Source organism: Caulifigura coniformis (assembly GCF_007745175.1).
GTDB classification, from domain to species: domain Bacteria; phylum Planctomycetota; class Planctomycetia; order Planctomycetales; family Planctomycetaceae; genus Caulifigura; species Caulifigura coniformis.
In genome coordinates this window covers 1,695,641-1,707,150 of record NZ_CP036271.1, presented here as the reverse complement: position 1 = coordinate 1,707,150, position 11,510 = coordinate 1,695,641, and the positions used below count along the sequence as shown (strand labels likewise).

At 63.7% G+C, this 11,510-nt stretch carries 7 protein-coding genes; 1 reads left to right on the top strand and 6 read right to left on the bottom strand.

What is annotated here, in order from left to right:
* Window positions 1–8: 8 nt before the first annotated feature.
* From Pan44_RS06710 to Pan44_RS06700, 3 genes are all read right to left on the bottom strand, one after another.
* Entirely contained in the window at window positions 9–1,352 is a 1,344-nt protein-coding gene (locus Pan44_RS06710) for a hypothetical protein (RefSeq protein ID WP_145028513.1), read from the bottom strand.
* On the bottom strand, window positions 1,353–5,210 hold the full coding sequence (locus Pan44_RS06705) for an outer membrane protein assembly factor BamB family protein (RefSeq protein ID WP_145028511.1): 3,858 nt from the start codon (window positions 5,208–5,210) through the stop codon (window positions 1,353–1,355).
* A 243-nt stretch (window positions 5,211–5,453) separates the two neighbouring features.
* Entirely contained in the window at window positions 5,454–6,041 is a 588-nt protein-coding gene (locus tag Pan44_RS06700; protein WP_145028509.1) for a phospholipid scramblase-related protein, read from the bottom strand.
* 179 nt (window positions 6,042–6,220) lie between these two features.
* Here Pan44_RS06700 and Pan44_RS06695 point away from each other — a divergent pair, with 179 nt between their 5' ends.
* Window positions 6,221–7,366, top strand: coding sequence for a dipeptidase (locus Pan44_RS06695; protein ID WP_145028507.1), 1,146 nt, complete (start codon window positions 6,221–6,223; stop codon window positions 7,364–7,366).
* Window positions 7,367–7,447: 81 nt separating this feature from the next.
* Here the strand turns inward: Pan44_RS06695 and Pan44_RS06690 are convergent, their stop codons facing one another.
* The 3 genes from Pan44_RS06690 to Pan44_RS06680 form a co-directional block, all read right to left on the bottom strand.
* The gene (locus Pan44_RS06690; protein ID WP_145028505.1) at window positions 7,448–8,125 is read right to left on the bottom strand and encodes a 3-keto-disaccharide hydrolase; all 678 of its coding nucleotides are present in this window, start codon (window positions 8,123–8,125) and stop codon (window positions 7,448–7,450) included.
* Window positions 8,126–8,220: 95 nt separating this feature from the next.
* Window positions 8,221–9,591, bottom strand: a complete 1,371-nt coding sequence (locus tag Pan44_RS06685) for a Gfo/Idh/MocA family protein (protein ID WP_145028503.1) — start codon at window positions 9,589–9,591, stop codon at window positions 8,221–8,223.
* Window positions 9,592–9,832: 241 nt separating this feature from the next.
* Window positions 9,833–11,275 carry a neutral/alkaline non-lysosomal ceramidase N-terminal domain-containing protein gene (locus Pan44_RS06680; RefSeq protein WP_145028501.1) on the bottom strand — a complete coding sequence of 481 codons (1,443 nt, stop codon included), beginning with the start codon at window positions 11,273–11,275 and terminating at the stop codon, window positions 9,833–9,835.
* Window positions 11,276–11,510: the final 235 nt, after the last annotated feature.

Genomic DNA, 11,510 nt, shown 5'->3' with positions numbered 1-11,510 from the left:
GCCGACATTCAGCGGCGACCGACGAGAAATCCGGCGAAGGCGACGGTGAGAGCGACGATCGCCCCGATCGCCATCAACCCCATCGGAACCGAAGCGGGGGCTCCTTCGAGCACGGCCGCCGGGGCATCGACCAGCTCACGCGCGGCGACCGGATCTCCGGAAGGAGGCGTTGACGGGGATTCCAGAGGCGCAGCCTCGGCAATCTCCTCGGGGCCTGCCTCGGCGGGAGGGGCCGCAATCTGGGGCGGCGTGCTTTGGCTGGCCGCGGAGGATGCCATCGCTGCCGGGGCCGCCTTCGGCGGGGCCCCCGAGGCGATCGGAAGAACTTCGGGCGGCTTCGGGTTCGCCAGCGCATCAGGGCCAGACACGGCCGACTTGGCCCAGGGAATCAACTCGCCCCAGTCGGCCGTGACGAGCAGATCGAATCCCGGGTTCTGTTCCTTGACCTGGCAGGAGCAGGCCCCGGCGAGGAATCGGGCCGATCCGCGAATGTTCTCGGCAGAGATGCCGGGGCCCACGAGAGGAAGCAGCGCGCGGCACCGACCGAACACCGGGAACACGAGGGGCTCGGAGAGATCGGACAGGTCGGCCTCGCTGTGCATCAGCATCGCGACGAGCGCAAGTTCTTTCGAGTCGGTCCGGCTGACGCGCAGCACCGAGAAGTCGACCCGCAGTTCAGGGCCGTCGCCAATCGCATCCTCAGGCGCATCAGTCTGCACCGGGAGCTTGAGCGTCGTCTGCAGGTTCTTGAGTTCCTCGTCGAGAGTCAGGGCTGCTGCGTCGTCCTGTCCCGAGTCCCCCGATTCGATGAGCACCCAGATGGCCGTCTGCCCGGCGATGAGCCGCTTGATCAGTTCCTGTCGGGCGGGCGAATCAGCAAGCGCCTTCAGGCCCGCCTCCTGGAGCGGGCCGCTCCAGATGGTCTCTTCGACCTGGTGACGGGCGGGATACTGGATGACAAGCTGAGGAAGCGGCGCGTCCTTCAGCGAGGCGGCAAGCGCCGCGTCCGCGGATGACGGGTCGGCGTCGAGGTCGACGGTGCGGATCGACACGTTGACCGGGGAGCCCGGCTCGCCGCTCTTGAGGACGGCCAGTTGCTTCTGGTCGGCCTCTGCGAGCGGACCGCGATGGAACACCACGCCGCGATACGCATCGGGGTGCCAGTGCTCGAGGGCGTAGCGGAAGACCGGGACGTTACATGCGAACGCCACGGCCGGGGACAGCACGACCGCGATGGCGATGGCTGCCATGACAGGCCGGCATGGGGTCAGCGCGCTCATGAACCTGGGAGTCGATTGGTCGTTCATCAGTTCCATCATCGCGTGCAGCGACTTCAATTCCAGTGTCCGCACTCAGTTCTCGAGGCGGTGCAGTTCGATACCGGACAGCACAGGCTGACCTTGCTTCGCCTCGAATTCGATCTCAACGGTATCGCCGAGCAGGACTCGATCGACGGTGAACGTCGTCGAAGAAGGGCTGCTGCCGCCAAGTGAGATCGACTCGGCGACAGGATTTCCGTTGATGCGGACGGCGAAAACCCGCTCCTGAGCGAATGACAGCCGGGGGAGGCCGAGGTGGAGACGAACGCGATACGGCTCGAGAGCCGCCCCTTCCGTCTTCGGTTCCGGCTCGCCATCCGCGTCGCCACCGCAGTCGTCCTTCGCCTTCTTGTCCTTTTCCTCCTCTTTGCCGAACTTTGGGATCGGCGTGAGATGGAACGACACCTTCGTCACCCCTTCCACGCCGGAGGCGGCAACCCACGGCAGGATCGCATCGCGTTTCGTCGTTGCGTGGTCCTGGAAGAACTGGACATCCCCTTCGAAGGCGATACCGAAGTCGGCCGCTTCTTCTACGACATGCGGAAACGCCAGCCACATCAGGCCATGCTGGTCGCGGCGATCACCCGGCGCGCCGAAGTTCAGGCCGAGGTGTTTCGCCCGTTGATGGGTGGGGAACTGGGCCGTGTTGCTGATCGTCCACGCATCCATTTCGGGCATGTGGACGAGGGCCAGTGAGGTCTGGTTCTGGTAAGCGCAGCTGCAGGTGCGGGTGTAGTCGGGAGCATTCAGCACTCCATCCGCCACGACGAGGTTGGAAGTGCATCCCGATTTGAATCCGCCGAAATTCCCTGTCCCCCCTTCGGTGAGGAGGTCGTAGAAGCCCGCCGCTCCGGAGCGGAATGTCAGCAGGTTCTCGCTCGCGATAATGCTGTTGCAGCCATAGGCGCGGGTGATCTTCCACGGCTGCAACTCGCCGGTCAGCGGATGCTCGACCATCTTCTGCGTGCCGTCGACGAGGTGGAACGCCCCCGCGGACACCGAATACGAGTTGGTGTTCGTAATAATCATATCGTTGTGCAGGACGCAGGGGCCGGCGTATTTGAGGTCCGGCTTCTCCCAGGCGACTTTCCCGGTCCTGGCGTGGTAGACGGCCATCCCCTGTCCGACTTCGGAAGCGAGGCGATCGCTCGCGGCTGCTCCCGCCTGGAGCAGCAGGTCATGCTTTTCCGAATACCCCAGCCAGGTGCCGAAGACCTGGCCCCGCAGTTCCCACGCACGTGCCCCGGTGAGGGCATTGAACGCCACCAGCCGATAGTCTTCCGCGACGGATCGGCCGCGACGTTTGAGGAATTCTTCCACTGGCTTGGGATCGCGATCGATGGTGTAGATCAGCCCGTTTCCGGCAACGATGCCGTTGTGCCAGAAGCTGTGTTCGGCCTCCGCACGCCACAGTTGCTGGCCGGTGTGCCGGTCGAAGGCGACGAGCCCCAGGCTGGCCGCCTTGTCGAGCCCTTTGGGCCCGAAGACCGCCTTCTTCGCTGACAGCGCCGGGTCGTCGGGGAGGCCCAGGCGGGCCCGGTACTTCGCGAACCCGGAACCCCCGATCAGGATGTTTTCATAGACGCCGATGAACCCCCATTCCGTCGGCTGCGACGGATCGTCCTGTGGCATGGCCACGTCGCGAACCGTTTTGCCCGTGGCCGGATCGAGAATGTGGCAGACGGCCCCTTCCACGATGTAGACGGCGTCTTCCGTGGCGACGTAATTCGTCCCGCGGGCATTCGCGCCGGGAATGTGGATCTGGTTGTAGGCCGGATCAAGCGGCGTTTCCTTATACGTGTCGTCGAAGTAGACGCCGTAATTCCCCAGGTCGGTGAACTCCCGGCGCCACAACACGCGACCGGTGTAGACATCCCGCGCGGTCAGCGAGTTCGTCCCCTGGATGATCAGCCGGCCGCCGATCACCTGTTCCGGCGGCCCGTGGCCGTGGCGGGGCAGAACGTCGTTGTGTGTCACGCCGCCAAACCACAGAACACCCAGAGGGAGCTTCACTCGCTCGTCGTTCGACTTGATCGTGTTGGCGACGTTGCCGTGCTGGTGCGTCCACGTCCCCGACCCCGGCAGCGAGCCGACCCGGCGGACGACCAGGCCGAACTCGGCCAACTCGATCGACGCTTTCGGAAGGTCGAAGCTGGTGAGGCGGTCCCGCAGGGCCGGAAGATCGCCCTCAGGGGCGAGGAGTAACATCGTCCCCCCGTAAGGCCGAACCGTTTCGTACAGCCGGGGAATCGCCGTCTCACTCGCCGCAACCCTGGAGGCGAGCGACGCATCGACCACCACCATGTGGGCGACATACGGAGGCGGAAGGTACTCTTCCAGTGACGAGTGATGGACCGTAACGTGGCCGTAGACTCCGGCCACATCGAACGTCTTCCGGGAGGCCTCGGCGCGGGCCTGGTCTTCATCGAGGATCGTCAGTTCGACGAAGGGAGAGGCGGCAGCGAGCGCCGCGGCGTCCGGCGAAGTCGAATCTCCGAGCCAGACCGCGAATCCTTCTGAAGATCCTGCGGCCAGCAGTTTCCGGATGCGTTCAGCGGCCCCGGCCTCGCTCGCGAGCTTCGTGGCCGAATCCGGAGTGACGGCGTCCGACGCGGGACCCTCGCCAAATGCAAAGATCCGGCCTTCGAGCGTGACGGCCATCAGCTTGCCGTTGCCGGCGATCAGCCGCTCGACCAAACCTTTGACCGACGTTGTCCAGTCGATCACCGCCCCTTCAGTGCCGGATGGCAGCCGGATGGCGACAAGTGCCGACTCCCCCGCGCTGGACGGGATGCCGGCCGCGTAAAGATGGTCGCCTGCGAGGATCAGTTCGCCCCGGCCGTCAGCGGCCAGTTCCCAGATCACCTTCTTGTCGCCGGCGGCATAGGCGCGAATCGTCGCGGCGTCCATTTCGAACTCGGCCGAGTAGATGGTGTCGCCGGCGAGCACAGGTTCGTTCGGCTGGAAGGCGGTCTTCACTCCCTTGTCGAGCGAGAACTCACGCGTCCCGCGCAGACGCGTGTGGACGAACCACGACTGCTCGTTGGCCGCGAGGAATGACCCGCCGGTCCCCTTTCCGCCGGCGTTGAGTTCGAAGTACTGGAACTTGCCCGTGTGACGATCGAACGCAGCCGGGACTGAACGCCCGCCGGGGACGAGGAGCGTGTTCTCGGTGGCGACGAGCGCCCCCTGCGGACCGACGCCCGCGAACGAGGGCGCGCTGTGCGGCTGCTTGATGTACTGGGCCCCCGTTTCGTCGTTCACCCACACAATGTCGCCGGTGGCCGCGTCGAGCGAATAGATGAACGTCCCCATGAAGGGCCAGATGCTGGCGGCGCAGTACACCTTGCCGTCACGCACGACCGGCCCGCCGCGCATCGGCCAGGCGGAGATCATCCGCTGATTTCCGAGAATCTGCCGCCCATTCGGTCCGCCCCGGAATTTCCACACCAGCGACCCGTCAGCGGCGTCGAGGCAGTACAGGTAACCGTCATCGCTGGCGGCGAACACCCGGTCGTTCCAGCAGGCCGGGGGAAGACGGACGGGGCCCTCGGTGAAGAAGGTCCACAGTTCACGGCCGGTTTTCACGTCATAGGCGACGACCTTGTCGCGGTCGTTGAACCCGAGAAACATTCGGCCGCCCGCAATGACCGGTTCCAGCAGCTTGTCATACGTCATCAGGTCGAGGTTGAGCGGATCGTCCCACGCCTGTTTGCGCGGCCGGAATTCACGCGTCCACTCGAGACGCAGGTCCGCGGCGAGCTTTTCCGACGATGCCGCGCTGCGCAGGGCGTCGTTTCGCCATTGGGGCCAGTCTTCGGCGGAGCCAGCAGAAGCCGTCAGCAGAACGGCAGCCAGGGCCAGGGCGGCTCGCGTGAGCGACGTCAGCATTCGCAATCCTCGATCAACGCCGCGAGTGACCCGCAGGTGGGATGGAACGTGGGACGCAGCCGGAATGGCGCAGGATTCCAGCGGAGCGGCCCGGCGAGCCTGGGCGTATTCTTTGAATTCTTGAGGATCGGACGTTGAAGTGCGAGTGAAGATCGGTCCGGACGACAAAAAAACGCCGGCCCGGGGAACCCCCGGGCCGGCGTGTGGACCAGGCGCCAGCAGCCTCGTTCCGAGTTGCGACGACTATTCCTTCAGAACCATATCGATACAGAAGACGGCGGCCATGATCAGGATGCGCACCGGATTCTCCGGCGGCACGTTGTCGTTGATCGAGAGAACGTAATTGTCGGCTGACGTGAACAGTTCCTTGCCGAGGCCCGACCACTTCCGCGTCACGCGCGCCAATTCGACGCCGTTGTTCTCGAACTTGTAGTCCCAGGCCGTCCATTTCCCCTTCAGGTCGCACAGCGGCTGATCGTCCGCCCCGAGCACCTGGAACGCCCCGCCGATCGAAAAGAACTTCTGTTTGAATCCGCCGACGCGATCGTCTTCCTCGTCGAAGACGCTGACCTTTGACAGCCAGAAGGAAACGCCCCGGCGGATGCTCAGAACGTCCTCGCCTTCAGGAGTCGTCACGCGGATGTCAAACGGCGTCATCCGCTTGTAGTCGGTGAACCGCAGCATCTTGGTGAACATCCCCAGATGCGGCTCGCGGCATTCCAGGATCACCTCGCCCGTCGCCGGGTCGTAGACGTCGAAGTTGTTGGCCGCCTTGAAGAAGCCGACATGCTCTTTGACGAGAAACAGGTTCTGCTGCAGCGCCGGGTGCATCGGGTCTGGCCCTTGGGGGAGTTCGTCGGGAGATGACGGGAGACGATAGCAGTTCCCGCGTCGGAAGTGATTTCGCCGCAATCGCCTTGTCGAATATCGGCCGGATCGAGAACATCGCCTGACAATTTTGTCCGGCGCAGGCTCATGCCGGACGTGGCCTCCTGGCTCCTGTGAGGATCATGAAACACCGAATTCTCTTCGCGTTCTGTGCCGTGTCCGCGTTCTTGCTGACATCCGTCCCGATGCAGGCCGCCGAAACCGCCGCCACGAAAGAACAGGTCGAACTGGCCGCTGAAATCCATCGATCGGGCATGCTCTTTGACGGCCACAACGACCTTCCCTGGCAGATCCGGACGCTCGCCGGCGGATCGCTCGATCGCCTCGACATCACCGTCGACCAGCCGAAGCTGCATACTGATGTGCCCAAAATGAAGAAGTCCGGGCTGAAGGCGCAGTTCTGGTCGGTGTACGTGCCGGTCGGGACGATGATCACCGGCGACGCCCTCCTGCGGACGACCGAGCAGATCGAACTCGCCAACGAAATGTTCCGCCGCTACCCGGAAGTCTTCGCCGTCGCGAAGAACTCGAACGACATCGAGGAGATCGTGAAGACAGGCCGGATCGCCTCGATGCTCGGCGTCGAGGGAGGCTATTCGATCGAGAACTCGCTCCCCGTTCTCGAGCGGTTTTACAACCAGGGCGTGCGCTACATGACGCTCACCCACACGAAAACGACCGACTGGGCCGATTCCTCCGCCGATCAGCCAAGGCACGGCGGCCTCAGTCCCTTCGGCGAGGAAGTGGTCGCCGAGATGAACCGGCTGGGAATGCTCGTCGACCTGTCGCATGTTTCCGTCGACACCATGTACGACGCGATCCGCATCTCGAAGGCCCCGGTGATCTTCTCACACTCGTCGGCCCGGGCCATCTGCGATCACACCCGCAACGTGCCGGACGGCGTGCTGAAACTCATGCCGGCCAACGGCGGGGTGGTCATGGTCAACTTCATGTCGGGGTTCGTCGTGCCGACCGGGGAGTTGAAAAAAGACAAGCGGGCGCGCGGAACGCTCGGCGTCGTCGCCGATCACATCGACCACATCGTGAAAGTGGCCGGTATCGACCACGTCGGACTCGGAGCTGATTACGACGGAGTCACGCGGCTGCCAGTGGGCCTCGAGGACGTCTCGAAATACCCCGACCTGACCCTCGAACTGGTCCGGCGGGGATACACGAAAGAGCAGATCCACAAGATCCTTGGCGGCAATATCCTCCGCGCCTTGAAGCAGGCCGAAAAGGTCTCCGCCGAACTGAAGAAGGCAGGCTGAAACCCGCCCTGCTTGCTAACGACCGCACAAAAAAGCACCCCGGCTGCTTCCCAGCAGCCGGGGTGCTTCGCGTTTGTCAGCCTACTTCAGTTCCTTGATCGTGATGTCCTTGAACTGCACCGTCATCGGCGGGCCGGTGTGGGCCTGGAGCGCGAGGACGCCGGAATTCGCAGCCTTGTCCGTCTCGTTGTCGATCACTTCCGACATCAGGTCGCCGTTGATGAAGTGCTGCAGGCGGTTGCCCCTGGCGACGATCCGGTAGTCGTTCCAGTCCTCCATCTTGATCTTCTTCTGCAGTTCCGCGGCGTCGCCGATCGACTCCACTTCCTTCTTGCCGTCGGCGCCGATCGTCACCTTCTGGCCGCGCTCCGCAAGAATGTTCCGCCCCGTCTTCTCCGAGTAGTTGATCCCGGTATATCGCGGCTTGGAATCGATGTCGGCCTGATACCCGGCGACGATGAACTTCTCGGGATCGACCAGTTTGCTGCGGTACTGAATGCCGGAGTTTCCACCCACCATCTTGTACTTCGCGGTCAGCTCGAAGTCTTTGACATCGCCCCCCTGCCAGACCAGGAACGTGTTGTACTTCAGCTGGCCTTCGGACGTCGTCGCGGTCAGCGCCCCATCCTTCACCGACCACACGGCCGGGTCTCCTTTCCAGCCGTCGAGTGTTTTGCCGTCGAAAAGGGACTTCGATTCCTGCGCGAAGGCAGTGGCGGAGGCGGCGGACAGAACCAGGAATGCGAGCGAGCGAATCATGCGGTGTTCCGGGGAAGCAGGAGCGGGAGGAAGAGGGACGTTCTGTCGGAAACAGCGGCAGGGCCGGGATGACCCTGCCGACTCATCGTTCCGACTCAGACAATGGCGTACTCGGTTTTGGTGATCAGCCCTGGCTGGGGAACCGGGTACTTCCCTTCGGAGTTCGCCCGCAGCGGGGACGGGCCTCCCAGCACGAGCTTGTCGACCTCCGGCGCGAACTCGTGGCCATCCATCATGATCTCTTCAAGCGTGATCACGCGGCCCGTATGGGCCGCCTTCCGACCCATCACCGTGACGATGCTCGCCATGGCGCCGCGTTCGACTTCGTTATACGGCTTGTCCTTGCGGATCGCGTCGAGCAGGTGGTCCCATTCGAGCTGGTACGGGTTCGGTCCCTCCGGCTTCGACCAGACGAGAGACTTCTTGTCCCCCAGTTTCTGCCCCGAGTAGATCCGCGACCGGGCCGGATAGTGGCCGGCCGACGACACGACGGCCGAGTTCTTCGTGCCATGTGCGTACGTGGCGAACTCGTTGTGGCAGTTGTCGATCAGGCGTCCTTCGAGGAAGAACTTGCAGCCGTCGCTGAACGTGTATTCGACGGAGTAGTTGTCGAAGTTCTGGTCGATGAAATTGCCACGGTAGTGACGTCCGCCGCACGCCTTGGCTTCGACGGGCCAGGCGTTCTTCATCCAGCACGCCTCGTCGATGTTGTGGATCAGGAAGTCGCTGTAGCCGCCGCCGCTGAGCCACAGGAAGCTGTGGAAATTCTTGATCTGCCACGCCAGCTCGTCCTGGTCCGCCGGCTTCGGCTCCGTGAAGCATGAAGCCGTCCGGCCCGCCATGCGGTAGGCCCGCAGCAGCGTCAGGTCGCCAAGTTCCCCGTTCTGGATCCGGTCGAACAGCTCCCCGCGGAGCTCGCAGTGACGGCACATCAGGCCGACGCCGACCTTGAGGTTCTTCTTCTTCGCTTCTTCACCGAGTTCGAGCATGCGGCGGCCCGAGGGGGCATCGACGCAGATCGGCTTTTCCATGAAGACGTTGAGCCCCTTCTCGATGGCGTACTTGAACTGCACCCAGCGGAACGCGGGAGGCGTCGTGAGCAGTACGACGTCGCCCGGCCGCAGCGCGTCCATCGCCTTCTTGTAGGCGTCGAAGCCGACGAACTGATTCTCCTTCGCGACGTCCGGCGCCTTGTCCTTCAGCTTTTTCTGCAGGCTCGACAGGCTCCCTTCCAGGTTGCCCTGATCCACGTCCGCCATCGCGACAAGCTTCGTCGGTCCGCAGACGCTCGAAAGCGCGTTCTCCGCGGCGCCGCTCCCACGTCCGCCGCAGCCCACCAGGGCCAGGTTGATGGTCTCGTCACCGGCCGCATGGGCTCGGGGCAGGAGGGCAGTCGAGGCAACGGCCGCAGCCGCGCCGACAACCTGCCGGCGGGAAAGAACCACATCAGAGGGAGACACAGCCATCGAAGACTCTCCGCAAAACTGAGCACTTGGGAGGGATGACGATCAGGAAGGAATCGCCGGCGGGACAGGGATGTCCGCGGCCAGCAACTGCCGTTCAGTCGGCGATTTCCAACTTAACGGAAGGGGCACTGACACGCCACATCGCCGGTGAACCGGCGATACTCACACGGAGCACGATGCCGCCTTGTTCAACAGCCCGACCGCCGATTCCCGGTGGCCCGGGCATTGGTATCCGCCGCGATTACTGGTCCTTGATCGACTCGGCCATTTCGATCAGCCGATCGAGCATTTTGACCGAAGCCTCGCGCTCCAGCCGGTTCGTGCCGATCCAGGTTTCGTAGCCGCCCAGTTCATGCTGGGCCGGCGTCGGCAGGTAACCCATGTACCCGTGATTGATCGACACCATGAACGGCGTCGGCGCCTTGCACCGCTTACGAAACTCCAGGCCGATCTCGCAGAACACTTCGCACGGCATCGTTCCAACACAGGCGTCGCCAATGCGGAGAATCTGCAGCGGCACGGGCGTCGTTTCCGGAAGGTCAATCAGGTTCATGACGCGCTCCGCATAGATTCGCGACAGGTCGGTCTTGCCCGGAACCTCCGGCCGGTTTTCAAGAGTCTCGATCGCCCACTTGCGCTCTTTCTCCGTCGGATGCCGCCACTTGAGGGCCGGTTCGTCGTAGCGGGCATCCAGTTGCACATCGCGGCGGTAGGTCAGTTTTGGCAGCTCGGCGTGGACCTTTGCGGCCACATCGTCGGCGACGTATCGCATCTGTTCGTAGGCCGCCTTCCGCGGGCGAGGTTCGCGAAAGTTGATGTTGTTGATGTCTCCGCTCGTGCCGTTGGCCATCATCGCGACGAAAGGGGGATCCTGATCATCGGTTCCCAGCAGGCGGCCCAGGCGATGGCAGTACATGCCGTAGTAGTCGGCCGAGATCTGGGCGCCGGCGACGCCGCCGACATAGTGCAGCGAGTAGGCCGTAAAGACGGAAATCGGCCGGCCATTCGGCTCGCGGACCGACAGGATCGACACGATCGGGTCGGTGGGCCCGGCCGGCCGGTCGAGGTTGGCGCTGCCCGATGGCGGATTCATCTTCACCTGGTCGTACTCGCCGAACGGATTGGCCGGCATCTTGCCCGGCTGCATGAACCAGCGACGATTGAACACGTGCTCAGGAATCTCGACCGTCCCGACGCCGATCTCGGCGGGGCGGAGCCGGGCCGCCGCGGTCTGCACGCCGTCAGCGATCCGGCGGGCGACGAATGCCTGGTACGGATCGAGCTTGTCTGGTGTCCTGTAGCGATTCTGGCCGAGCGTGCTGCTGGCGGAATGCGTATGTGTTCCGGAGATCAGCACGTTCGCCGACGGAATGCCGGTCTTCTCTTCAATCAGCTTGCGGGCTTCGGTGCTGATGCGGCTCTGAAGTCCGAGCAGGTCGCAGACGACCAGGGCGATCTTCGTCTGGCCATTGTCGAGAACCAGGCAGCGGGCGTGAAGGTCGTCGTGGATCGACGTCGACGGGAACGGAGCGAAGCCGCCGACGATGGCCAGGCCGAGTTCCGGCGTGATGTTGCTCGTGGCGGCGCCCGCCTTGAGTTCGGCCGGCTTGGCATCATCCCCCCGAAGCGGGGACACGAGGGAAACGATCAGGAACGCCGCCAGGAGTTGCAGTCTCTTCATCATGTTCCTTCCAGATCTTCAGTCCGCAAGAAAAGATCGTCCGGGTCTCGTCGGCCAGCGCTCTCTGCCGCGAGAAGCCGAATCTATCAGCCCGGGCGGAGAAGTGCGTGTCACCGAAACACGTTTTTCGGGAGGGTGCTGAGTTTCGACTCGCGCGCGGTGAACGAGTTCGCATCGCGCAGGCGCGCCCATAGAGGATTTGGTCCTGCGTGGGATCGAGCCGGCGAGTAAGCTAATG

Coding starts and splice junctions, on each gene's coding strand:
- Pan44_RS06680 (WP_145028501.1), bottom strand. CDS start 11,275: ATGATGAAGAGACTGCAACTCCTGGCGGCGTTCCTGATCGTTTCCCTC.
- Pan44_RS06685 (WP_145028503.1), bottom strand. CDS start 9,591: ATGGCTGTGTCTCCCTCTGATGTGGTTCTTTCCCGCCGGCAGGTTGTC.
- Pan44_RS06690 (WP_145028505.1), bottom strand. CDS start 8,125: ATGATTCGCTCGCTCGCATTCCTGGTTCTGTCCGCCGCCTCCGCCACT.
- Pan44_RS06695 (WP_145028507.1), top strand. CDS start 6,221: ATGAAACACCGAATTCTCTTCGCGTTCTGTGCCGTGTCCGCGTTCTTG.
- Pan44_RS06700 (WP_145028509.1), bottom strand. CDS start 6,041: ATGCACCCGGCGCTGCAGCAGAACCTGTTTCTCGTCAAAGAGCATGTC.
- Pan44_RS06705 (WP_145028511.1), bottom strand. CDS start 5,210: ATGCTGACGTCGCTCACGCGAGCCGCCCTGGCCCTGGCTGCCGTTCTG.